Below are 23,295 nucleotides of genomic sequence, written 5' to 3'. Positions count from 1 at the left end.
ACACCACCCAGCGTAGACACCTGGGACCGATCGGGCCTCGGTGCTTCGCCGGCTGACGGCCTGCGGCAGGATGGATGCCACCTGGTACGTACGCGTATCGCGTGTTCGTACTGAAGACAACCTCTGGAGACGCCCGGTGAGTTCCCCAGACCCGCAGGTTCGCGCAGCGCGAAACCAGTCAACCAGTCCCGCGCCCAGAGGGCCCGTCGTGGCGGTCACCGGTGCCGCGTCCGGCGTCGGCGCCCTGCTCACCCGGCGGCTCGCCGCATCGGACGAGGTCAGGCAGGTCGTGGCCATCGACGAACGGCGTGGCGACTGCGAGGCGGCGACCTGGCACATCCTCGACGTGCGGGACCCGGCCATCGCCGACAAGCTCCGCGGGGCCGACGTCGTGGTGCATCTCGCGCTCGACCTCGATCTGGAGACCGACTCGGCCGCCCGGACGGCCTACAACGTCCGGGGAACGCAGACCGTGCTGACGGCCGCCGCCGCGGCCGGCGTCCACCGTGTCGTGCTGTGCACCTCCGCCATGGTCTACGGCGCGCTCCCGGACAACGAGCTGCCGCTGTCGGAGGACGCCGAACTGCGGGCGACGGCGGAGGCCACCGGCGTGGGCGACCTGCTGGAGATCGAGCGCCTGGCGCGGCGCGCACCCCGGGCACACCCCGGGCTCAACGTGACCGTGACGCGCCCGGCCGTCCTGGTCGGCGGCACCGACACGGCCCTGACCAGGTACTTTGAGTCGCCGCGCCTGCTGGTCGTGGCCGGGTCGCGTCCCGCGTGGCAGTTCTGCCATGTCGAGGACCTGTGCAGCGCCCTGGAGTACGCCGTTCTGGAGAAGGCCGAGGGGGAGCTCGCCGTCGGCTGTGACGGCTGGCTGGAACAGGAGGAGGTCGAGGAGCTCAGCGGGATCCGGCGGATGGAGCTGCCGTCGACCGTCGCGCTGGGTGCCGCGGCCCGGCTGCACCGCATCGGGCTCACCCCGTCCCCGGCCGGGGACCTGGCGTACACGATGTACCCGTGGGTGGTGAGCGGGAGCCGGCTGCACGACGCGGGATGGCGGCCGAAGTACACCAACGAGGACGTGCTCGCGGAACTGCTGGAGGAGGTGTCCGGGCGGCACACCGTGGCCGGGCGGCGGCTCGGACGCAAGGACGCGACGGCCGCCGGTGCCGCCGGAGCGACCGTGGCGCTGCTGGGCGCGGCGGCCGTGGTGCGCCGCGCGCGCAAGGCCCGCCGGCGGATCTGAGAGCGGCACCACCGAGGCGCTCCGCGTACCGGCCTCCGGCAGGGAGACTGCGAACCGGCACGCGTGTGCGCCGGGCGTTGCCGCTGTTCCCCGTTGTCGGTGGGGTGGGGCACGATGGGGGACATGGCACCCACGAATGACCACCCCGGTGAGCAGGCGGCGCAGGACCCGATCAGGCTGATCGGCATCCGTGACAGTGCGCTTTCCCTGGACGAGGTCTTCCGCGCGGTGGGCGACGACGCGGCGGGCGGCACGGCCCTGTTCGTCGGCACGGTGCGCAACCACGACGGCGGCGCGGACGTCGACGCGCTCGGGTACTCGTGCCACCCCAGCGCCGAGGCCGAGATGCGCCGGATCGCGGAGAAGATCGTCGCCGACTACCCCGTACGTGCCCTGGCGGCCGTCCATCGGGTGGGCGAACTCGCCGTGGGTGACCTGGCCGTCGTCGTCGCCGTGTCCTGCCCGCACCGCGGGGAGGCCTTCGACGCCTGCCGGAAGCTGATCGACGACCTCAAGCACGAAGTGCCTATATGGAAGCACCAGAAGTTTTCCGACGGGACCGAGGAGTGGGTCGGGGCCTGCTGACCGGGCGTCGGCCGGCTGCGTCCCCCGAACGCCTCGGGTTGCGTAACCGCCCCCCTGGCGTGAGCGTTGTCCCTGCGGATGGTTAATCTGCTGATCAGTCGGTCGAGAACGCGCGTTACAGGGTTGGGAGGTCGGCATGGCGGCGCTTGCCTGGTTGCTGATTCCGCTGGGGGCCGCTGTCGGCGCCGGCCTGTGGGGCACATGGGCCAACAGAACCCGCAGGGCGCGCAGCGACGGGCCCGAGCTCATCGGGTACGCGCGGTTCCGCGAGGCCATGGAGAAGACCGGCCCGAGCGACTGACCGCTGCCGGGTTCCCGCACGGGCGGCCCTGACGGTCACCTGACAGGAGCGTCCCGTACTGTCGTGCCATGCCACGCCGCACCGCGACGATGCTCGCCTCCACCCTGATGCTGATCACCCTTTTGTGCGTCGGAGTGTTCATCCCCGTGCCGTACGCGGAGATGTCACCGGGGCCGACGGTGAACACCCTCGGGCAGCACGACGGCGAGCCGGTTCTCCAGATCTCCGGACGGAAGACCTACGGCACGAGCGGTCACCTGAACATGACCACGGTGCGGGTGACCAGCGCCGACTACCGGATGAACCTCGTCGAGGCCGTGTACGGCTGGCTGGCCCACGACAACAAGGTCGTGCCGCACGACACCCTCTATCCGGACGGCAAGACGGAGGAGGAGTCCACCCAGGAGAACGCCGAGGAGTTCAGCCAGTCCCAGGAGAGCGCGAAGGTCGCCGCCCTGAAGGAGCTGGACGTTCCGGTGAAGTCCTGGGTCATCGTCTCGACGGTCGTGAGGGATTCCCCGGCCGAGGGCCGGCTGCACGCCGGCGACGTGATCAAGGCCGTCGACGGTACGCCCGTCAAGAAGCCCTCGGACGTCGCCGGACTGGTGACCAAGCACAAGCCGGGCCAGAAGACCGTCTTCACGATCGTGCCGGCCAAGGAGCAGGCCGCCGCCGAGAAGGCGAACCGGGCGACGGCGAAGACCGAGGACGTCACGATCACCACGGCGACGTCCGACGACGACAGGAAGCGGGCGATCGTCGGGATCTCCGCCGGGACCGACCACACCTTCCCGTTCAGCATCGACATCAAGCTCGCCGACGTCGGGGGCCCCAGCGCCGGCCTGATGTTCGCGCTCGGCATCTACGACAAGCTCACCCCGGGCAGCCTGACCGGCGGCAGCTTCGTGGCCGGCACCGGGACCATCGACGACGCAGGCAAGGTCGGGCCGATCGGCGGCATCGAGATGAAGACCGTCGGAGCCCGCACCAAGGGCGCCCAGTACTTCCTGACGCCCGCGGACAACTGCGCGACCGCGGCCAAGGACACCCCCGACGGACTCACCCTCGTCAAGGTGAACACCATCGACGACGCCCTCGACGCCCTGAAGGACATCCGCGCCGGAGACACCGACGGCCTGCCGGCCTGCTCGGCCAAGGGCTGACACAGACCCCGCCGCGCGCCGAGCGCCCGTACGACGGCTGGGGCGCCCCGCACCGTGCGGGGCGCCCCAGCCGCGCGAGCGGCAACCGTCGGCTCAGTCCTCGAACGTCGCCGCCAGTGCCTCCGCCAGGCCCGGCACCAGGTCCGACCCGGTGAGGACCTCCGTCGGGGAGTCCTTCTCGCGCAGTCGCAGGGCCGACTCGCGGGCGCCGTCGCGCAGCACCGCGACGGTCATCCGGACCTCTTGACGCTGCGGGTGCTCGGCCACCCACTTCGTCAGCTGCGTCTCGTCCAGATCCTTCGGGACCTGCGCCTCGGCGGACGGCGGCAGCATCAGCCGCTCCACGGAGAGTGCGCAGCCCACCACCGCGTCGGGCCAGGCGATGGTGCCGAGGAACTCGTCGAGCGGTTTGCCCGTTGCCACCTCGTCCTGCTCGATCGGGGTGAGGCCGGGGGACTCCTGTTCATCCGTCAGACCGAGCCGGTCGGCGAGCGTGGGCTGTTCGGCCCGTAGCCGTGCGGTGTCGACAAGGGCGAAGAGGCGGGCGGGCTGGTCCCAGCCGAGACCGGAGACGTACTCGTCGATCTCCAGTACGGCCCGGGTGAGCGGGTTCGCCGCCATGGGGGTGTTGGACATAGTCACAATCCTGCCTCGTTCCCGCCCGGAATCGGGAACCGAGTAAACGGTGAGTAAGTTGCATAGGTGTGGGGTCCGCGATCAGAGACCCCGCACACGGTCCACGAACACGCGGGCCTGACGGATCAACAGCGACTTCGAGGTGCGCACCTTGGCTTTCCAGATGCCGGACCGCGGCGGAGGCCCGTCGGGGCCACGGATCAGAGTGGGCCGCCCGTCCCGGCGGGTCCGGACCCTGCTCATGACACTGGGCGTGCTCGCCGTGCTTCTCATGGCGTTCACGATGTTCGCGGGCTTCTGGGCCGACTGGCTGTGGTACCGCTCGGTCGACTACTCGTCGGTCTTCACGACGACCCTGTGGACCAAGATCGGACTGTTCTTCGTCTTCGGTCTGCTGATGGCCGTCGCCGTCGGGCTCAACATCTGGCTCGCGCACCGGCTGCGGCCCCCGCTGAGCGCCATGTCGGCCGAGCAGCAGAATCTCGACCGTTACCGGATGAGCGTCGCCCCGTACAAGAAGTGGCTGCTGCTCGGCATCACCGCCCTCGTCGGTCTCATCGCCGGCGCCTCCGCCTCCAGCCAGTGGCGGACCTGGCTGATGTGGGTCAACGGCGTCTCCTTCGGGCAGAAGGACCCCCAGTTCAAGCTGGACGTGTCCTTCTACGCGTTCGACCTGCCGTGGTACCGGTTCCTGCTCGGCTTCGGCTTCGCCGCCGTCGTCCTGTCCCTGATCGCCGCCGCGCTCACGCACTACCTGTACGGCGGCCTGCGCGTCACCAGCCCCGGCGCCCGAGCCACCGCCGCAGCCACCGGTCACCTGTCGGTGCTCATCGGTGTGTTCGTCGCCCTGAAGGCGGTCGCCTACTGGCTCGACCGGTACGGACTGGCGGTCAAGTCCAGCGACTTCAAGGCCACGGACAACTGGACGGGCCTGAGGTACGTCGACGCGAACGCCTATCTGCCGGCCAAGACGATCCTGTTCTGCATCGCCGTGATCTGCGCGCTGCTGTTCTTCGGCACGCTGTGGCGGCGCACCTGGCAGCTGCCCGTGATCGGCTTCGGCCTGATGGTGCTCTCCGCGATCCTCATCGGCGGTCTGTACCCGGCGATCGTCCAGAAGTTCCAGGTCCAGCCGAACGAGCAGGCCAAGGAAGCCCCGTACGTCGAGAAGAACCTCAAGGCCACGCGTGACGCGTACGGCATCGACGGCGCGAAGGTCACGGAATATCCGGGGACGAGCCAGACCGAGGACAAGAGCCGGCTGCGGGACAAGGTCCCCGCCACGGCGAGCGTCCGCATCCTCGACCCGAACATCGTGTCCCCGACGTTCCAGCAGCTCCAGCAGATCAGGAACTACTACGCGTTCCCGACCAACCTGGACGTCGACCGGTACAGCAAGAACGGCAAGGTCCAGGACACGGTCATCGGCCTTCGCGAGCTGAACCTGAGCGGCATCCCGAAGAACAACTGGATCAACGACCACTTCCGGTACACCCACGGCTATGGCGTCGTCGCCGCGGAGGGAACCACCGCCGACTCCGAGGGCCGCCCGAAGTTCACCGAGTCGGACCTGCCGTCCAGGGGAAGCCTCGGGTCGTACGAGCAGCGGGTCTACTACGGAGAGAAGACCACCTCGTACTCGATCGTCGGCGGTCCCCAGAAGGAGATCGACTACTCCGACGACAACGGCGAGAAGACCTACAGCTACAAGGGCGACAGCGGGGTCGACCTCTCCAACCCGGTGAACCGGGCCGCGTACGCGGCGGCGTTCAGCGAGCCGCAGATCCTCTACTCCGGTGCCATCGGGGAGGGTTCGCGGATCTTGTACAACCGCACGCCGAAGGAGCGCGTCGAGGCCATCGCCCCGTGGCTGACCATCGACGGCGACGCCTACCCGGCCGTCGTGGGCAAACGCATCCAGTGGATCGTGGACGCGTACACGACGACCAACGGCTACCCGTACTCGTCGCGGACGACGCTCGGCGACACGACGGCCGACTCGCTGACCGCCACCAACGACAACCGTGCGGTGGTGGCCCAGCAGAACCAGGTCAACTACATCCGCAACTCGGTGAAGGCGACCGTCGACGCGTACACCGGCGAGGTCAAGCTCTACGAGTGGGACACCAAGGATCCCGTCCTGAAGACGTGGATGAAGGCGTTCCCCGGCACGGTCAAGGCCAGGAGCGACATCTCCGCGGCGCTCATGGACCATTTCCGGTACCCGCAGGACCTGTTCAAGGTCCAGCGCGAGCTGCTGACCCGCTACCACGTCAGGAACCCGCAGACGTTCCTGAGCGGCAGCGAGGTGTGGCAGGTGCCGGACGACCCGACCAACCAGTCGGGCAACGCGGTGCCGCCGTACTACCTCAGCATGAAGATGCCCGACCAGAAGTCGCAGGTGTTCTCCCTGACGACGACGTTCACGCCCAACGGGCGGGACAACCTGAGCGCGTTCATGTCGGTCGACGCCGAGGCGGGCACCAAGGGCTACGGCAGCATCAGAATCCTGAAGCTGCCGACCAGCACCACCGCTGCCGGACCCAAACAGGTGCAGAGCCAGTTCAACTCCGAACAGGCCATCGCCGAGACGATCAGGCTGCTGAGAGGCGGCGACTCGGAAGTCGAGTACGGCAACCTGCTGGCCGTCCCGCTCGACGGCGGACTGCTCTACGTGGAACCGGTGTACGTGCGCGGTGGGGGCCTCAAGTACCCCCTGCTGCGCAAGGTGCTGGTCACCTACGGCGGCAACACCGCCTTCGAGGACACGCTGGAGGAAGCCCTCGACAAGGTGTTCGGAGCGAAGGGCGCGCCCGAGAAGCCACCGGGGGACGAGGAGACGACACCGCCGCCGACGTCCGACAACCCGACGGTCCAGGAAGCGCTCGACGACGCCCAGAAGGCCTTCGAGACCGGCCAGGAAGCCCTGAAGAAGGGTGACTGGGAGGCGTACGGCAAGGCGCAGAAGGACCTGGAGGACGCCCTGAAGCGGGCCGAGGACGCCCAGTCCCGGGCTGCGAAGGGCGGCGGCGCCGCCGCCGGGGACGGCAAGGGCGAGCGCCCGCGACCGTCCGGCAGTCCGTCCCCGAAGCCCTCCGGCAGTCCGCAGAACAGCTGAGCGGATCACCCACCCCGCGCCGTGATACGGTTGCATCACAACGGCGCGGGGTGGAGCAGCTCGGTAGCTCGCTGGGCTCATAACCCAGAGGTCGCAGGTTCAAATCCTGTCCCCGCTACTGAATCGGCGGTTTCGACCGCACGATCACAAGGCCCGGATCCTTCAAGGATCCGGGCCTTTGTGTGTGCGACATTCATGTACCGACGTCTATTCGACGGTCGTGCCGCCGTGGGGACTTGATGGAACTGTGTTTGACTTATCTCTCTGTGGGCATGTCGACAAAACGCTGAAGTGACCTCAATGGCTGCGGTATACCAGGTGTACCCAGGTTGCAGGTGGTGCGACGATGGACGTTATGGGGGACAAGGCAACTCTGTACGGGACAGGGCGATTTGTGCAGACGTCCGGCCGGGACGAGACCAGTGGCGACGAAACGGGTGAGGCCGCGGAGGAGATGCGTCTGAGGCTCGCCGCCGAGGCCGGTGACGCCGAGGCCATGAGCGTTCTCGGCGCCATGCTCCTGCGCCGCGGTGACCTCGACGGAGCCGAAGCCCACCTGCGTGCGGGCACCGCGGCCGGTGACCGTGCCGCCGCCAACAACCTCGGCGTCCTCCTCCACCAGCGCGGCTACGCCGACGACGCGGCCGGCTGGTGGCGGATCGCCGCCGTGGCCGGATCCGCCGCAGCCGCGCACGCGCTCGGCCGGTACCACCGCGAGCGGGGCGACGAACCCGCCGCCGAGTACTGGCTGTGCCAGTCCGCCGAACAGGGACATGCCCTGGGTGCGTACGCCCTCGCCGACCTGCTGGAACACCGGGGCGACGGCGGCGCCGTGCGGTGGATGAGAGCAGCGGCGGAGCGTGGCCACCGCGAGGCCGCGTACCGGCTCGCGCGCACCCTGGACCGGCGGGCGCCGCAGCAGACCGACGGTGCCGGCCCGGCCGCGGCGGAGGAGGCCGAGCAGTGGTACCGGCAGGCCGCCGCGCGCGGACACCGCCGGGCCGCGCTGCACCTGGGAGCCATCCTGGAGAAGCGCGGTGAGCTCAAGGAGGCGGGGCGCTGGTACCTGACGTCCGCCAAGGACGGCGAAGTGCGGGCCGCCTGCGCGCTCGGCTTCCTGCTGCGCGACGCGGGCGACACCGAGAACGCCGCCGTGTGGTGGCTGAGGGCCGCCCAGGACGGCGACGGCAACGCCGCGAACGCGCTGGGCGCGCTGCACGCCGAGCGGGGTGAGACGCAGACCGCCGAACGCTGGTACCGGGCCGCGATGGACGCCGGAGACATCAACGGCGCGTACAACCTCGGGCTGCTCTGCGCGGAGCAGGGCCGCACCTCGCAGGCCGAGCAGTGGTACCGGCACGCGGCGTACGCCGGACACCGCGAGGCGGCGAACGCGCTGGCCATCCTGCTGCTGCACGGCGGGGACGAGACCGGCGCCGAGCCGTGGTTCTCCAAGGCCGCCGAGGCCGGCAGCGTGGACGCCGCGTTCAACCTGGGGATCCTGTACGCGGGGCGGGGCGAGGGGAAGGACGCGCTGCGCTGGTACGAGCGTGCCGCGGGCGCCGGGCACACCGAGGCGGCGCTCCAGGTCGGCATCGCCCGGCTGCGGGACGGCGACGAGCACGAGGCGGAGCGGTATCTGCGCTGCGCGGCGGGGGGCGGCAGCGCGGAGGCCGCGTACCGGCTGGCGACGGTCCTGGACGCGCGCCGCGCGCCGGCCCCCGCGCACGAGCTGGGCGAAGCGGTGCACCAGAAGACCGAGTGCGAGGAGTGGTACGAGCGGGCGGCCTCGCAGGGACACCGCCGGGCGCAGGTGCGGGTCGGCATGCTGGCCGCCGCGCGCGGTGACGTCGTCGAGGCGGCCCGCTGGTACCGGGAGGCCGCGGAGGCCGGGTCGCGCAACGGTGCCTTCAACCTGGGGCTGCTGCTCGCCAGGGAGGGCAGCGAGCCCGAGGCGGCGGTGTGGTGGACACGGGCCGCCGACGCGGGGCACGGACGCGCCGCCCTCCGGCTGGCCCTCGTCTACGCCCGCCGGGGAGAGCTGGCGGAAGGGCAGCGCTGGGCGGACCGGGCGGCGTCGCTGGGACCGGGGGCGGTCGCGGAGCGTGCGGAACGGCTTCGTGACGCGCTGCGCGAGGAACTGTCGGCGTGAGCCCGCCCGGACGCCCTCCGGGCGGCTGCCCTCGGTTGAAGCGATTTGCCTCTGACGTCGGCGCTGACGTAACGTTGCGTCCAGCGGCGCGGGGTGGAGCAGCTCGGTAGCTCGCTGGGCTCATAACCCAGAGGTCGCAGGTTCAAATCCTGTCCCCGCTACTGAAGACCGAGGGCCGGAAACCGAAAGGTTTCCGGCCCTCGGTCTTTTGCTTGCCTGGCCTGCCCGCTCACCCGCGTGTTCGTCCGCCCGCAGCCCGGCAGGGTAGAGCGCAGGAAAAGGCCCCGGCACTCACCGGTGCCGGGGCCGTCGGGGTCGCGTGTCGCGTGGGCTACGCCGATGCGCAGGCCGGGCAGAGGCCGCGGTACGTCACCTCGACGCCCGAGACGGTGAATCCGAAGCGCTCCGAGGCGGGGAGGTCCGCGAGGGGGTTGCCTTCCGGGTGGACGTCCCTGATCGCGCCGCACCGGGCGCACACCAGATGGTGGTGCGGCCGGTGGGCGTTCGGGTCGTACCGCTTGGCGCGCTTGTCCGTGGCGACCTCGAGCACCTCGCCGAGCGAGACCAGTTCGCCGAGGGTGTTGTAGACGGTCGCCCGGGAGATCTCGGGGAGCTTGGCGACGGCACGGGCGTGCACCTCGTCGGCCGTCAGATGGACGTGTTCGCCCTCAAGGACCTCGGCCACGACGCGCCGCTGCGCGGTCATCCGCCATCCGCGTCCACGTAGCCGATCCACAAGGTCACTCATGGCATCAGCCTAACAGCAGACCGGACCAGGTCCCGAACAGGTGTGATTTTGGATCTCTACTTGAATTGGATGAAATCCAATGTGGAGGGGCGGAGGTCGGGACTCAGGCGGGCGTCTGCTGCCGCGCCGGTGCCCAGCAGCGGATGATGTCGCGGACCGAGACGACGCCGACGGGTTCGCCGCCGTCCAGGACCACGAGGTGGCGGAAGCCGCCGTGGGTCATGGCGCGGGCCGCCTCCTTCAGTGTCCAGGTCGGGGCGGCGAACACGACGTCGGTGGTGGTGTGCGCGTGCGCGCGTTCGGAGTCCGGGTCCTGGCCGAGGCCCAGGGAGTTGAGGACGTCCCGTTCGGTGAGGATGCCGATGCCGCCGGCGTCGGGGTCGAGGACGACGGCCGCGCCGACCCGGCGGGCGGACATCAGGGTGGCGGCCTGGCGCAGCGTGTGGGCGGGGCCGATGGTGAGGACGACGGTGCTCATGGCGTCACGGACGAGCATGGGTGGAGCCACCTCCTGATGAATCCGGGGGCCTGATCCGCGGATTCACACATTCACAAGTGGGGGGGCTCTCAGAGTGGCAGGCAAAGCAGGGGTCAACAAGAGGGCGGGCGGGGCTCTTCGAGGGCGCTTGAAGTGTTCGGTAAAGCCAACAATGTGACCAATAAGGCTAGTAACGCTGGTTGAGATACCCCAGCAGCTCGTCGTGGAGCGGACCGTTCGATGCCGCCGCGTTGCCGCTGTGCGGACCCGGGCGACCGTCGAGGCCGGTGAAGGTGCCGCCCGCCTCGGTCACGATGATCGCGTTCGCCGCCATGTCCCACAGCGACAGCTCGGGCTCCGCGCACATGTCCACCGAGCCCTCGGCGACCATCATGTACGGCCAGAAGTCGCCGTACGCGCGCGTGCGCCACACCTCGCGGGTGAGGTCCAGGAAGCCGTCCAGGCGGCCCTCCTCCTCCCAGCCGCTCAGCGAGGAGTACGCGAAGGACGCGTCGGCGAGCTTCGAGACCTTGGACACCTGGAGCCGCGAGGCGGCGGACAGGCTGCGGCCGGAGAAGGCGCCGTAGCCCTTCGCGCCCCACCAGCGGCGGCCGAGGGCGGGCGCGGAGACCACGCCGACGACCGGCTGGAAGCCGCTCTCGCCCGCTTCCATGAGGGAGATCAGCGTGGCCCAGACGGGTACGCCGCGTACGTAGTTCTTGGTGCCGTCGATCGGGTCGATCACCCAGCGGCGCGGGCCGGTGCCCTCGACGCCGTACTCCTCGCCGAGGACCGCGTCCCTCGGACGGGCGCGCTGGAGCTGGCCGCGGATGAGTTCCTCCGCCGTCCGGTCCGCCTCGCTCACCGGCGTCATGTCCGGTTTGGTCTCCACCTTGAGGTCGAGGGCCTTGAACCGGTCCATCGTCGCGGCGTCCGCGGCGTCCGCGAGGACGTGGGCGAGACGCAGGTCATCAAGGTAGTCGGGCATGCCATGAACCGTATCCGGCGGGGGGCTTCCGGGGCTATGGGGGGCGTGCGACCGCGACACGGCGGGGGCGTACGGAGCCCCCGCGTGCGCCGGTGCCCCCGGTGGTTCAGTGCGCGGAGCCGGACAGCTGGAGTCCCACGATGCCGACGATGACCAGGCTGATCGACACGAGCTTCAGCGTGGAGACGACGTCTCCGAGGAACAGCATGCCGTAGATCGCCGTGCCGGTCGCCCCGATACCCGTCCACACCGCGTACGCCGGTCCGACGTCGAGCTTCCTCAGGGCCAGCGTCAGCAGGCCGAAGCTGCCGAGGGCGAAGACACAGAAGGCGACCGTCGGCCACAGGCGGGTGAAACCGTGGGACAGCTTGAGGCAGACGGCGAAGCCGGTTTCAAGCACTCCGGCCACGACGACCAGCAGCCACGCCATGTGTCGTCTCCTCGCGTCAGCGTCATCGGGGTTCGGTCCGACCGTGTGCCGACACGGTTACGGCTGGCTGCGATTATGCACGTGCCCTCCGTGCGCTCGGAGGACCAACGCGAGCACCGGTCGCCTTCTCCCGCGGCCGCCCTCCCGTCAGTCGCCGTCCGTGCGCTCCCGGGTCGCCAGCAGCCTGCGCAGCGAGTACAGCCGTGCCGGGTCCGCGTGGCCCTCGGCGACCCACCGGTCCAGCGCGCAGTCCTGTTCGTCGTGGCTGCACGCGCGCGGGCAGCCCTCGGTGCCCGGTTCCAGGTCGGGGAAGGCGTGGATGACGCGGCCCGGGTCGACGTGGGCCAGGCCGAAGGACCGTACGCCCGGGGTGTCGATCACCCAGCCGTCCGCGCCGTCCAGCGGCAGGGCCAGCGCCGAGGTGGTGGTGTGCCGGCCGCGCCCGGTCACCGCGTTGACGTGCCCGGTCAGACGGCGGCGCTCCTGCGGCACCAGCGCGTTGACCAGGGTCGTCTTTCCCACGCCGGAGTGTCCGACGAAGGCCGTGGCCTTGCCGCTGAGATGTTCGCGTACGCGGTCGGCGGCGTCGCCGTTCTCCAGTTCCCCGCGGCTGGTGACGACGTACGGGATGTCCAGGTCGCCGTACAGCTCCAGGAGCTGGTCCGGCGGGGCGAGGTCGGACTTGGTCAGGACGAGCAGCGGGGTGAGGCCGCCGTCGAAGGCCGCGACGAGGCAGCGGTCGATGAGCCGGGGGCGCGGCTCGGGGTCGGCGAGCGCGGTGACGACGGCGAGCTGGTCGGCGTTGGCGACCACGACCCGCTCGAAGGGGTCGTCGTCGTCCGCGGTGCGCCGCAGCACCGACGTGCGCCCGGCGATGCGCACGATGCGGGCCAGGGTGTCCTTCTTGCCGGTCATGTCGCCGACGAGGGCCACCCGGTCGCCGACCACGGCGGCCTTGCGGCCCAGCTCGCGGGCCTTCATCGCCATCACGACCCGGTCCTCGACGAGGCAGGTCAGCCGGCCCCGGTCGACGGTGAGGACCATGCCCTCGGCGGCGTCCTCGTGCTTGGGCCGGATGTTCGTCCGCGGCCGGTTGCCCTTGCGGTTGGGGCGGCTGCGGATGTCGTCCTCGTCGGTGTGCTTGCCGTAGCGGCGCATGGCGAACGTCCTCAGGCCCCGAGCATCCCGGCCCACATGTCCGGGAAGTCCGGCAGTGTCTTCGCGGTCGTCGCGACGTTCTCGATCCGCACGCCCTCCACCGCGAGGCCGATGATCGCACCCGCCGTGGCCATCCGGTGGTCGTCGTACGTGCGGAAGATCCCGCCGTGCAGCCGGCGCGGGCGGATGTGCAGGCCGTCGGCGGTCTCGGTGACGTCGCCGCCGAGCTCGTTGATCTCCTTGGTGAGCGCCGCCAGCCGGTCCGTCTCGTGCAGCCGCAGGTGCGCCACGCCGCGCAGCGTGGACGGGGAGTCGGCGAGCGCGGCGACCGCGGCGATGCCCGGCGTGAGCTCGCCGACCTCGCTCAGGTCCACGTCGATGCCGTGCACGGCACCCGAACCGGTGAACAGCAGACCGTAGTCGGTCAACTCGCAGGAACCACCCATCTCGGTGAAGATCTCACGCAGCCGGTCGCCCGGCTGGGTGGTGTGGGCCGGCCAGTCCGGGACGACGATCTTGCCGCCGGTCACCAGCGCCGCCGCCAGGAACGGCTGCGCGTTCGACAGATCGGGCTCGACGACCAGGTCCCGGCCGAGCAGGGCGCCCGGCGTGACCCGCCAGACGTTCACCTCACCGCCCGACTCGGGGGTGTCGACCTGGGCGCCGACCGCGCGCAGCATGTCGACCGTCATGCGGATGTGCGGCATGGACGGCAGCCTCGCGCCGGTGTGACGGACCTCGACGCCCTGGTTGAAGCGCGGCCCCGACAGCAGCAGGGCGCTGACGAACTGCGACGAGGACGACGCGTCGATCTCGACCGGCCCGCCGTCCAGGGCTCCGCCGCCGTGCACCGTCAGCGGGAGTGCGCCGCGCCCCTGGTCGTCGATCCGGGCGCCGAGCGCACGCAGGGCGTCGATGACACCGTGCAGAGGACGCTCGTACGAACGGGGGTCGCCGTCGAAGCGGACGGGACCGTCGGCGAGCGCGGCGACCGGCGGCAGGAAACGCATCACGGTGCCGGCGTTGCCGACGTCGACCGCGGCCGGGCCGCGCAGACCGGCGGGGATCACGCGCCAGGCCTCGCCGGTGCCGTCCGGGCCCACGCCTTCCTCGATGCCGATGCCCATGGTGCGCAGGGCTTCGGCCATCAACAGGGTGTCGCGGGAGCGCAGCGGGCGGCGCAGCCAGCCCGGCTCGGAGGCGAGGGCGGCCAGCACCAGGGCGCGGTTGGTGACCGATTTGGACCCGGGCACGTGGACGGTCGCGTCGACGGCTCCGCTCGCGTGCGGGGCGGGCCAAAGGGCGGTGTGCGCGGGGTTAGCGGTCATGCGGACACTTTAGTGCGTGCGATTGGCCGGAGATCTTGATCAAATTCGGCGAAAGGCGAGCGAAACGTGGCACGGCCGAGTCGAAGCGCGGCACTCGGTGAGGCGAGTGCCGCGGCGCCGGCCGGGCCGGACGCACCGCCGGTGATGCGAGCAAGGCGGCGCCCGAGCAGCGGAACGCGCGGCGATCAGTGCAGCGAGTGACGCGGTACCGCGCGGCCGGACGCGCCGCCGGTGGGGCGAGCAACGGGGACCGGCGCAGCGGAACGCGGCGCGGCCTGAGCGGGACACGGCACGGCACCGGCAGAGCGGGGCGGCGCGGCGCTGGTGCGGCACTGGTGCGGCGGAACGCGGCGCCGGCCGGGCGGAACGTGGGCGCCCGCCGGGCGGAAACACGGCCCCCGCCGCGCGGAACGTGGCGCGGGCTGAGTGGAGCCCCCCTCCCGGCCGGGCGGAAACGCAGGCCTGCCGGGCCGTCACAGCTCCAGCAGCCAGCGCCCCCCTCCTATCAGTGAGCACAGCGACACCGCGTGGAACAGGAACAGCCACAGTGCCGCCGGGACGTTGGTCAGCCGCGACAACTGGTCCGCGTCCGAGTCGCCGGCCCCGCCCCGTGACCGTTTCGCCTGCAGTTCGAACGCCGGACGCACCCCGCCCAGCAGCAGGAACCACACCACCGCGTACGCGAACGCCGCCTGCACCTGCGGCCCGGCCAGCCAGGACACCAGGACGAACAGAGCGCCGGTGAGGAGCACCGTCAGCGCCCCGTACGCGTTGCGGATCATCACCAGCACCGCCACCAGCAGGGCCGTCGCCAGCCACAGCAGCAGCGTGATGCGCCCCGAGGCGAGCAGCGCCGCGCCGCCGAGGCCCAGCAGCGGGGGAGCGGTGTAGCCGGAGGCGGCGGTGAGGATCATGCCGAGGCCGTGCGGCTTGCCGCGGCTGACGGTCAGGCCGCTGGTGTCCGAGTGCAGCCGGATGCCGGTGAGGGTGCGGCCGGTGAGCAGGGCGACCAGCCCGTGGCCGCCCTCGTGGGCGATGGTGACGGCGTTGCGCGCCATGCGCCACGGCCGGTGCGGCACGACCACGGCGAGCGCCGCGACCAGGGTCGCGATCACCACCCACAGGTCGGGATCGGGCTGGGTGCCGGACACCTCGTCCCAGAGGGACGCGAGCGAGGCGGATGCGAGCTGATGCATGTGCGGAACAGGCTCCTCGTGGTCGCGCGGAGTCTGGCAGTGTGGCACGTATGTGCGGACGGTATGCAGCCAGTCGTGGGCCGGAGGATCTCGCCGGGATCTTCGAGGTCGAGAAATGGGAACCCGAGGAGACCCTCGCCCCCGACTACAACGTGGCTCCCACGAAGGAGGTTCACGTCATCCTCGACCGGCCCCTGAAGGACACCCCCGACCCGCGGCCGGTGCGGCAGCTGCGGAAGCTGAAGTGGGGCCTGGTGCCCTCCTGGTCGAAAACGCCCGAGGGCGCCGCCCGCATGATCAACGCGCGCTCGGAGACCCTGCACGAGAAGCCGTCGTTCCGCCGCGCCTTCGCGACCCGGCGCTGCATCCTGCCCGCCGACGGTTACTACGAGTGGGTCACCGGCTCGCAGGAGCGGGAGCTGGAGGTGGAGGGGAGGAAGAAGCGCCCGCGCAAGCAGCCGTACTTCGTGTCCCCCGCGGACGGTTCGGTCTTCGCGATGGCCGGGCTGTACGAGTTCTGGCGCGACAAGACCCTCCCGGACGACCATCCGTCGGCCTGGTGGGTGACCTGTTCGGTGATCACGACCGAGGCCGAGAGCACCCCGCTCGCGGTCGCGCCCAGCCAGGGGCCGCGCTCGCTCGCCGACATCCACCCGCGCATGCCGCTGATGCTCACCCCGGACCGCTGGGACGCCTGGCTGGACCCTGCCCGCACCGACCCGGACGACCTGCGCGCACTGCTGGCGCCCCCGCCGCCCGGCCTGATGCGCGCCTACCCGGTGTCCACGGCCGTCAGTAACGTCCGCAACAACGGTGCGGAACTGCTTAAGGAGCTGGAGGCACCGGAAGAGGGGACACTCTTCTGACGTGACCTCCTCCTCCCGCGGCAGCACGCCCGCCGAGACGGCCGGGTCCGCCGAGACGGCCGGGTCCGCCGAGACGGCCGGGTCCGCCGAGACCGCCGGGTCCGCCGAGACCGCCGCGTCCGCCGAGACCGCTGTGACCACCGTGACCTCCGAGACCACCGAGACCGCCGTGACCACTGTGACCACCGAGACCGTCGAGACCGCCGCGGGTCTCGCCCGTATCACCTGGCACCCCGCGGCCGGGCCCCGCCTCGTGCTGGCCGTGAGCCACGGCGCCGGCGGTGGCATCGAGGCACGCGACCTCGCCGCGCTCGCCGCCGCGCTGCCCGCACGAGGCGTGAGCGTCGCCCTCGTGGAGCAGCCCTGGCGGGTGGCGGGCAAGAAGCTGGCGCCCGCCCCCAAGACCCTCGACAGCGGCTGGCGCGGCGTCTGGCCCGCACTCGCCGCGCCCGGACTGCCGGTGATCTCCGGCGGTCGCAGCGCCGGCGCCCGTGTGGCCTGCCGCACGGCCGCCGATCTGGGCGCCGCCGGTGTCCTCGCGCTCAGCTTCCCCCTGCACCCGCCGGGCAGACCCGAGAAGACCCGTGCGGAGGAACTGCACGCCGTCGGGCAAGCCGGGGTGCCGCTGCTGATCGTCCAGGGCGGGAACGACCCCTTCGGCCGCCCCGGGGAATTCCCCCCGGGATACGCGCCCCACGTCGTCGTCCCCCACGGCGACCACGGCTTCGCCGTCCCCAGACGGGCGGACATCGCCCAGGACGAGGCCCTCGCGATCATCGTCGACGGCGTCGCGGGGTGGACCCGGTCACTGGGCTGAGAGCCTGGGAATGCGGACGCCGCGGGCACTGTTGTGGGGGGCGTAGGTGCCGGCCGACGGCACAGCAGTCGTAGGAGAGGAAGTCCGCATGGGTTCCACCTTCTGCCCGCGCCGCAGCAGCCGCACCGAGCTCGACTGGACCGTGCTGCACGCGGCGACGACGGCCCCGCTCCGGGCGCCGGGCGGACCGAACCGACAGGCGTCCCCGAGCACAGGTCGTCTATCCTCCGAATCGAGTGGGACCGGACTCGGTCTCATGCCAACGCTGGAGGAGGTGGGTCCGGTCACCGGTACCGACGCAGGGACCGAGAACGGCCAGGCGGAGCAGCCCGAGGGCCGGGGCGGTGCGGAGTCGACCGCGGAGCGCAGCGCGCGCTTCGAGCGGGACGCGCTGGAATTCCTCGACCAGATGTACTCGGCTGCGCTGCGCATGACGCGCAACCCGGCCGACGCCGAGGACCTGGTGCAGGAGACGTACGCCAAGGCGTACGCGTCGTTCCACCAGTTCCGCGAAGGCACCAATCTCAAGGCGTGGCTGTACCGGATCCTCACCAACACCTTCATCAACTCGTACCGCAAGAAGCAGCGTGAACCGCAGCGCAGCGCGGCCGAGGAGATCGAGGACTGGCAGCTCGCCCGCGCCGAGTCGCACATGTCGACCGGCCTGCGTTCCGCCGAGTCGCAGGCGCTGGACCACCTGCCCGACTCCGACGTGAAACAGGCGCTCCAGGCGATTCCCGAGGAATTCCGCATCGCCGTGTATCTGGCGGATGTCGAGGGCTTTGCCTACAAGGAGATCGCGGACATCATGGGGACACCCATCGGTACGGTGATGTCCCGGCTGCACCGCGGACGCCGCCAACTGCGCGGCATGCTGGAGGACTACGCGCGCGAGCGCGGACTGGTCCCGGCCGGCGCCGGAGAGTCGAACGAAGCGAAAGGCTCGGGGTCATGAGCTGCGGAGAGCCGCACGAGACGGATTGCAGCGAAATCCTCGATCATCTCTACGAGTTCCTCGACCGGGAGATGCCGGACTCGGACTGCCAGAAGTTCGAGCACCACTTCGAGGAGTGCTCTCCCTGCCTGGAGAAGTACGGTCTCGAGCAGGCCGTCAAGAAGCTGGTCAAGCGCTGCTGCGGACATGACGACGTGCCGGGCGACCTGCGGTCCAAGGTCATGGGGCGGATCGACCTGATCCGTTCCGGCCAGGCCGTCCCCGAGCACGACGTGACGGCGACGCCGCAGGAGTCCTAGGACCCGCCGCTCGCCGCACATCCCTCCGGGCGTGGGAAAGGTCCGATCTCGCCCAGGTCGTCCCATTCTTCACCCGAACGTGCTAATCCGCAGGTAATCACCCGCGGTCACCCCTGCCGACGTCTAGGCTCCGCCATCCGGAGCCTTAACAGGCATGGCCGGGGGAGGGGTTCATGGAGGCGGTACCGGCACGGGTGCGCGCGTACGTGGCCTGTGTCGTCGTCGCGGCCCTGTTCTGCCTGCGTCCCCTGCCCGAACTGCGTACCCCGTGGTGGGTGATCGCCCTGCTCGCCGCCCTGTACGCGGGCTGCGAGCAGATCGCCGGAACCCGCTTTGCAGGAACCTTTTATCCCGTGCTGCTCGCCGGGGCCTTCCTGCTGCCGCCGCCCGCCGCCGCCCTCGTCGCGGTGCCGGGCGCGCTGGTGTCCGGTGTCGCCGAGCGGCCCGTGGCGCTGCGGCGGCTCTGGCGGGCCGCGCAGCTCGCCGTCACCGTGTGGGCCGCCGCCCGCGTGCACTGGTCGCTCGGCGGACGCGACGCCGTCGTGGCGTCCGACTTCCGCCACGCCCTGCTGCCCGCCGGTACCGCCGTGCTGGTGTTCTGCCTGGTGCTGACCGTGCTGGACGGGGGCATCCTCGCGCTGGCCGAGCGGGTGCCGTCGCGGCGGGCCTGGCGCGGCCTGTTCCCGCGGTCGCTGGCACCGGTCGCCGTGCACGGGCTCGTCGGACTGATGATGGCCGTGCTGTGGCGCAGCGAGTACGGCCCCGCCGCCGCGCTGCTGGTGATACTGCCGATGGGCGTGTCCTGGTGGGCGTTCGCGCAGTACCACCGGGAACGCGCCGCACACCAGGCCACCATCCGCGCCCTCGTGCAGGCCGTCGGCATCAAGGACGGCTACACCCGGGGCCACGGCGAACGCGTCGGGCAGGCCTCCATGATGATCGCGCGCGAGCTCGGCCTGGACGACGACCGCGTCGAGGTCCTGCGGTTCGCCGGGATCCTGCACGACGTCGGCAAGCTCGGCGTCCCCACCCGGCTGCTGCGCAAGGACGGCCCGCTCACCGTCGAGGAGCGGCGCGTCATCGAACTGCACCCGGAGTACGGACACGAGATCGTCCGCGGCATCGGCTTCCTCGGCGAGGCACGCGCCGCGGTGCTGCACCACCACGAGCGGATGGACGGCACGGGCTATCCCTACGGGCTCGCCGGCACGCAGATTCCCGAGTCGGCGCGGGTCGTCGCGGTGGCCGACGCCTTCGACGCCATGACCTCCACCCGCTCCTACAGCCGGGCCCGGCCCGTTCCGGCCGCCCTGAACGAACTCGAGCGCTGCGCCGGCACCCACTTCGACCCGGCGATGGTCACCGCCCTCGTACGCATCGTCTCCCGGTCCGGGTGGCGGCCCGCCGTCACGGCCGACGAGAGCGGACCTCGCCCCGACCGGCCGCCCCGGCCCCGTGCCCCCGGCCGGCGCGGAGCGCACCGGTGACACCCCGGCAGCGGCCCCTGCTCCTCGCCCTGGTGCACACCGGTGCCGGGCTGGCCGCTGCCGGAAGCCTCGCCGTCACCCTCGCGGGGGGCCTGACGGAGCGGCCGGTCGCCGTCGCCTTCGGCGTGCTCGTCGCCGTCGGCGAGCTGACCCGCTGGACGGGGGCCAGGGTCCGGGAGCCGGCCCCGCTCGGTACCGCCGCCGCCCTGGCCTACGCCCTGCTCGGGGAAAGCGCCGGAGAGCACACCAGGCACGGCCTCGCACAGGTCCTCACCGTCGTCCTCGTCGCCTCCGTCATCGGCAGCGTGCCGCACACGGCGCGCGGTCGGGGCCCCACGACCGACCAGTTCGCCCGCCGGGTGCTCGCCGTCGGCTTCGCCGCCGCCTGCTTCCAGCCCCTCTACAACGAGGGCACCTTCGACGACTGGACCGGCCCCGCGTACGCCCTGCTGCTCGTCGCGCTGCTCACCCTCACGTCCCTGTGCGACGCGGTCCTCGCCGCCGCGCTGGCCCACTCCCGCACCCGGTGGCCCTTCGCCCCGCTGCTGCGCGACGAACTGCGGGGCCTGCTCGGCACCGGGTCCGCGGTGTGCGCCACGGGGGCCGTGATGGCGCTCGCGGTGTCCGTCGTCGGGCTGTGGGCGCTGCCGGTGTTCTCGGTGCCGCTGCTGCTCACCCAGTTGTCCTACCGGCGGTACGCCGCCGTCCGTGCCACCTACCGGCAGACCATCACCTCCCTGGCCCGTGCCACCGAGATCGCCGGCTGCACCCCGGCCGGGCACGCCCGGCGCGTCGCCGCGCTCGGTCTGGCCGTCGGCCGGGAACTCGGGATGACCGAACCCGGGCTGACCGTGCTGGAGTACGCGGCGCTGATGCACGACATCGGCCAGCTCAGCCTGGTGGACCCGGTGCCGGCCGGGGCCACGGCCGGGCTCTCCGCCGCGGACCAGCGGCGTATCGCGCTGCTCGGCGGGGCCGTCGTACGGCAGACCGGGGTGGATCCGGCGGTCGCCGTCGTCGTGGAGCGGCAGGCCGACCCGTGCCGGGAACAGCCGCTGGCCGCGAGGATCGTCCGGGTGGTGAACGCCTACGAGGAGAAGGCGCGGGCCGCCGGACCCGGCGGCGGGCTCGCCGCGCTGGAGGACCTGCGGCTGGCCACCGTCGGCGAGTACGCGCCGGAGGTGGTGGCCTGTCTGGCACGGGTGCTGTCCCGCGAGGCGGGCACGGCGCGCGAGCGGGCCGGCTGAGGCGCCGAAGGGGTCTGACCCGGTGCGAGGCTGGGTAACCCATGGGTAATGAGCGCCCCCGAAGCCGTACGTGGTTTGATGCGCGGGAAGGGTGTACGGGGGCGCGAAAGGCACAGCCAGCCCACTCCACGGAACTGGCAGGCGGGAATCGTGAGGATCTTCGGCAAGGGACGGCACCGGCCCTCCGCCTCCTGGCGGCAGGCCACGGACCGCGCGTTCACTCTCATCGGCGACGGCCGCTACGAGGACGCGGGCGCGTTGCTGACGCGGGCCGCCGGCCTGGAACCCTGGCTGTCGGAGTCCTGGTTCAACCTCGCCCTGCTGCACAAGTTCCGGCACGACTGGGAGCAGGCCAGGGCGGCGGGCCTGAGGGCCGTCGCGCTGCTCGACCGGGACACCGGGGCACCCGACTGGTGGAACGTCGGCATCGCCGCGACCGCCCTGCAGGACTGGCCGCTGGCCCGCCGCGCCTGGCAGGCCTACGGCCTGAAGGTGCCCGGCGCCGCCACCGGCTCCGTCGAACCCCTCGGTATGGACCTCGGCAGCGCGGCCGTACGGCTGTCCCCCGAGGGGGAGGCCGAGGTGGTGTGGGGGCGGCGGCTGGACCCCGCCCGGGTCGAGGTGCTGTCCATTCCGCTGCCGTCCTCGGGGCGCCGCTGGGGCGAGGTCGTCCTGCACGACGGCGTGCCGCACGGCGAGCGGACCACCGGCGCCGGACACACGTATCCGGTGTTCGACGAGATCGAGCTGTGGGCGCCGTCCCCCGTGCCCACCTGGGTGGTGCTGCTGGAGGCCGCCACGGAGGCCGACCGGGACGCGCTGGAACAGCTCGCCGCCGACGCCGGGTTCGCCGCCGAGGACTGGTCGTCCTCCGTGCGGCTGCTGTGCCGCATGTGCTCCGAGTCGCGGATGCCGTCCGACGAGGGCGACGGCGAGCACCTCGACCCGCACGACCACAGCGAGCCGGGGCACCCCGGGCCGCTCGGGCATCGCACGGACGGGCAGCTGTGGGTGCCGGAGCGCGAGTGCGGGATCGCCGCCCCGGCCTCGCTGGTCCAGGGGCTGCTCGACGGGTGGGTCGCCGACAGTCCGGATTCCCGGGACTGGCGGGATCTCGAAGAAGTCTGTTGACGGCGGTCGCGTGCGGAGTCGTCGCATGTGCTCGTGCCCACGTGGCCGAGCCGCATACCGGACACGGTTCCGTGCCCCTTCGCGACGCGTTCCCCGTACCCTGTACCCGCAGTGAACCCCCCCCGTTTTCCGAGGAAGGCATACGTCGGTCATGGCGCAGCAGGACACCGATCAGCAGCACGTGGGCGTGCTCCCCGTCGACGACGAGGGCTTCGTCGTGGATTCGGAGGACTGCGAGGCGCGTGAGTCCAACTGGCGGGAGCGCGGCACCTCGCGGCCGATCACCGTCGTCGGGAACCCGGTGCTCCACAGGGAGTGCAAGGACGTCACCGACTTCGGCGGCGAACTCCAGCAGCTGGTCGCGGACATGTTCGCCAGCCAGCGCACCGCCGAGGGCGTGGGCCTGGCCGCCAACCAGATCGGCGTCGACCTCAAGGTGTTCGTCTACGACTGCCCGGACGACGACGGTGTGCGGCACGTCGGCGTGGTCTGCAACCCCGAGCTCGTGGAACTGCCCACCGAGCGGCGCCGTCTGGACGACAGCAACGAGGGCTGCCTGTCCGTGCCGACCGCGTACGCCTCCCTCGCCCGGCCGGACTACGCCGAGGTGACCGGGCAGGACGAGAAGGGCAACCCCATCAGGGTGCGCGGCACCGGCTACTTCGCGCGCTGCCTCCAGCACGAGACCGACCACCTGTACGGCTACCTGTACATCGACCGGCTCTCCAAGCGCGAGCGCAAGGACGCGCTGCGGCAGATGGCCGAGAACGAGCCGCGCTACCCCGTGGTCGCCAACGACTGAGGGCCGCCGCCCCGGCCGTACCTCTGGATCCGCCCTCCGCGGCGCCCGGCCAGATCTCCGCCCGGCCGGGCGCCGTTCGTGTGCCCGGCACCTGTTCGGACCGTTGCACTTCCCTTCGGTGATCAAAAATCAGTCATGCAAGAGGGGATTCTCGGCACAGG

The 23,295-nt window shown here is 71.5% G+C and carries 22 protein-coding genes and 2 tRNA genes; 16 read left to right on the top strand and 8 right to left on the bottom strand.

Annotated elements, in window-relative coordinates:
- Nucleotides 1-136 precede the first annotated feature (136 nt).
- The 4 genes from ABZ354_RS21370 (at nt 137) to ABZ354_RS21355 (ending at nt 3,298) form a co-directional block, all read left to right on the top strand.
- A complete protein-coding gene (locus tag ABZ354_RS21370) occupies nt 137-1,249 on the top strand; it encodes an SDR family oxidoreductase (protein WP_358658968.1) in 1,113 nt (370 codons plus the stop codon).
- Between the two features lie 123 nt (nt 1,250-1,372).
- The gene (locus tag ABZ354_RS21365) at nt 1,373-1,834 is read left to right on the top strand and encodes a molybdenum cofactor biosynthesis protein MoaE (RefSeq protein WP_358658966.1); all 462 of its coding nucleotides are present in this window, start codon (nt 1,373-1,375) and stop codon (nt 1,832-1,834) included.
- 136 nt (nt 1,835-1,970) lie between these two features.
- Nucleotides 1,971-2,135: a hypothetical protein gene (locus tag ABZ354_RS21360; RefSeq protein ID WP_358658964.1), complete on the top strand. Its 165-nt coding sequence runs from the start codon at nt 1,971-1,973 to the stop codon at nt 2,133-2,135.
- Nucleotides 2,136-2,203: 68 nt separating this feature from the next.
- On the top strand, nt 2,204-3,298 hold the full coding sequence (locus ABZ354_RS21355; protein ID WP_358658962.1) for a PDZ domain-containing protein: 1,095 nt from the start codon (nt 2,204-2,206) through the stop codon (nt 3,296-3,298).
- Nucleotides 3,299-3,391: 93 nt separating this feature from the next.
- Here the strand turns inward: ABZ354_RS21355 and ABZ354_RS21350 are convergent, their stop codons facing one another.
- Nucleotides 3,392-3,934: a PPA1309 family protein gene (locus ABZ354_RS21350; RefSeq protein ID WP_358658960.1), complete on the bottom strand. Its 543-nt coding sequence runs from the start codon at nt 3,932-3,934 to the stop codon at nt 3,392-3,394.
- Between the two features lie 163 nt (nt 3,935-4,097).
- Between ABZ354_RS21350 and ABZ354_RS21345 the strand changes: the two genes are divergently transcribed.
- The 4 genes from ABZ354_RS21345 to ABZ354_RS21330 all read left to right on the top strand — a co-directional run bounded on the left by ABZ354_RS21345 (nt 4,098) and on the right by ABZ354_RS21330 (nt 9,365).
- Complete coding sequence (locus tag ABZ354_RS21345; protein WP_358659016.1) at nt 4,098-7,052, top strand: UPF0182 family protein; 2,955 nt, start codon at nt 4,098-4,100, stop codon at nt 7,050-7,052.
- A 44-nt stretch (nt 7,053-7,096) separates the two neighbouring features.
- Nucleotides 7,097-7,170 (top strand) — tRNA-Met (locus tag ABZ354_RS21340).
- 228 nt (nt 7,171-7,398) lie between these two features.
- Complete coding sequence (locus ABZ354_RS21335; protein ID WP_358658958.1) at nt 7,399-9,204, top strand: tetratricopeptide repeat protein; 1,806 nt, start codon at nt 7,399-7,401, stop codon at nt 9,202-9,204.
- Between the two features lie 87 nt (nt 9,205-9,291).
- Nucleotides 9,292-9,365, top strand: a tRNA-Met gene (locus ABZ354_RS21330).
- A gap of 170 nt (nt 9,366-9,535) precedes the next feature.
- On the opposite strand, the gene ABZ354_RS21325 is transcribed toward ABZ354_RS21330, so the two are convergent.
- The 7 genes from ABZ354_RS21325 to ABZ354_RS21295 form a co-directional block, all read right to left on the bottom strand.
- Nucleotides 9,536-9,952 carry a Fur family transcriptional regulator gene (locus tag ABZ354_RS21325; protein WP_358658956.1) on the bottom strand — a complete coding sequence of 139 codons (417 nt, stop codon included), beginning with the start codon at nt 9,950-9,952 and terminating at the stop codon, nt 9,536-9,538.
- Nucleotides 9,953-10,055: 103 nt separating this feature from the next.
- On the bottom strand, nt 10,056-10,448 hold the full coding sequence (locus ABZ354_RS21320; RefSeq protein WP_358658954.1) for a CBS domain-containing protein: 393 nt from the start codon (nt 10,446-10,448) through the stop codon (nt 10,056-10,058).
- A 169-nt stretch (nt 10,449-10,617) separates the two neighbouring features.
- Nucleotides 10,618-11,418, bottom strand: coding sequence for a histidinol-phosphatase (hisN, locus tag ABZ354_RS21315; protein WP_358658952.1), 801 nt, complete (start codon nt 11,416-11,418; stop codon nt 10,618-10,620).
- 106 nt (nt 11,419-11,524) lie between these two features.
- Entirely contained in the window at nt 11,525-11,848 is a 324-nt protein-coding gene (locus tag ABZ354_RS21310) for a multidrug efflux SMR transporter (protein ID WP_358658950.1), read from the bottom strand.
- 147 nt (nt 11,849-11,995) lie between these two features.
- Nucleotides 11,996-13,006, bottom strand: a complete 1,011-nt coding sequence (gene rsgA, locus ABZ354_RS21305; RefSeq protein ID WP_358658948.1) for a ribosome small subunit-dependent GTPase A — start codon at nt 13,004-13,006, stop codon at nt 11,996-11,998.
- Between the two features lie 11 nt (nt 13,007-13,017).
- Nucleotides 13,018-14,334, bottom strand: a complete 1,317-nt coding sequence (aroA, locus tag ABZ354_RS21300) for a 3-phosphoshikimate 1-carboxyvinyltransferase (RefSeq protein ID WP_358658946.1) — start codon at nt 14,332-14,334, stop codon at nt 13,018-13,020.
- A 473-nt stretch (nt 14,335-14,807) separates the two neighbouring features.
- Nucleotides 14,808-15,530, bottom strand: a complete 723-nt coding sequence (locus ABZ354_RS21295) for a M50 family metallopeptidase (protein WP_358658944.1) — start codon at nt 15,528-15,530, stop codon at nt 14,808-14,810.
- A gap of 50 nt (nt 15,531-15,580) precedes the next feature.
- On the opposite strand from ABZ354_RS21295, the gene ABZ354_RS21290 reads away from it, so the two are divergent.
- The 8 genes from ABZ354_RS21290 (at nt 15,581) to def (ending at nt 23,134) form a co-directional block, all read left to right on the top strand.
- Entirely contained in the window at nt 15,581-16,396 is an 816-nt protein-coding gene (locus tag ABZ354_RS21290; RefSeq protein WP_358658942.1) for an SOS response-associated peptidase, read from the top strand.
- A gap of 169 nt (nt 16,397-16,565) precedes the next feature.
- Nucleotides 16,566-17,213, top strand: coding sequence for an alpha/beta family hydrolase (locus ABZ354_RS21285; RefSeq protein ID WP_358659014.1), 648 nt, complete (start codon nt 16,566-16,568; stop codon nt 17,211-17,213).
- Between the two features lie 274 nt (nt 17,214-17,487).
- Nucleotides 17,488-18,168, top strand: a complete 681-nt coding sequence (sigR, locus tag ABZ354_RS21280; protein WP_358659012.1) for an RNA polymerase sigma factor SigR — start codon at nt 17,488-17,490, stop codon at nt 18,166-18,168.
- The gene (rsrA, locus tag ABZ354_RS21275; RefSeq protein ID WP_358658940.1) at nt 18,165-18,467 is read left to right on the top strand and encodes a mycothiol system anti-sigma-R factor; all 303 of its coding nucleotides are present in this window, start codon (nt 18,165-18,167) and stop codon (nt 18,465-18,467) included. The genes sigR and rsrA overlap by 4 nt, the downstream gene beginning before the upstream one ends.
- 173 nt (nt 18,468-18,640) lie before the next feature.
- Nucleotides 18,641-19,954, top strand: coding sequence for an HD-GYP domain-containing protein (locus ABZ354_RS21270; protein ID WP_358658938.1), 1,314 nt, complete (start codon nt 18,641-18,643; stop codon nt 19,952-19,954).
- A 17-nt stretch (nt 19,955-19,971) separates the two neighbouring features.
- Nucleotides 19,972-21,201: a metal-dependent phosphohydrolase gene (locus ABZ354_RS21265; RefSeq protein WP_358659010.1), complete on the top strand. Its 1,230-nt coding sequence runs from the start codon at nt 19,972-19,974 to the stop codon at nt 21,199-21,201.
- 150 nt (nt 21,202-21,351) lie between these two features.
- The gene (locus ABZ354_RS21260) at nt 21,352-22,332 is read left to right on the top strand and encodes a hypothetical protein (RefSeq protein ID WP_358658936.1); all 981 of its coding nucleotides are present in this window, start codon (nt 21,352-21,354) and stop codon (nt 22,330-22,332) included.
- Between the two features lie 151 nt (nt 22,333-22,483).
- Nucleotides 22,484-23,134 carry a peptide deformylase gene (def, locus tag ABZ354_RS21255; protein WP_358658934.1) on the top strand — a complete coding sequence of 217 codons (651 nt, stop codon included), beginning with the start codon at nt 22,484-22,486 and terminating at the stop codon, nt 23,132-23,134.
- Nucleotides 23,135-23,295 lie beyond the last annotated feature (161 nt).

The sequence above is a fragment of the Streptomyces sp. NPDC005925 genome, from assembly GCF_040638805.1.
Classification (GTDB): domain Bacteria; phylum Actinomycetota; class Actinomycetes; order Streptomycetales; family Streptomycetaceae; genus Streptomyces.
The sequence above is the reverse complement of the archived record's forward strand: the minus strand, read 5'-3'. Positions and strand labels throughout refer to the sequence as shown.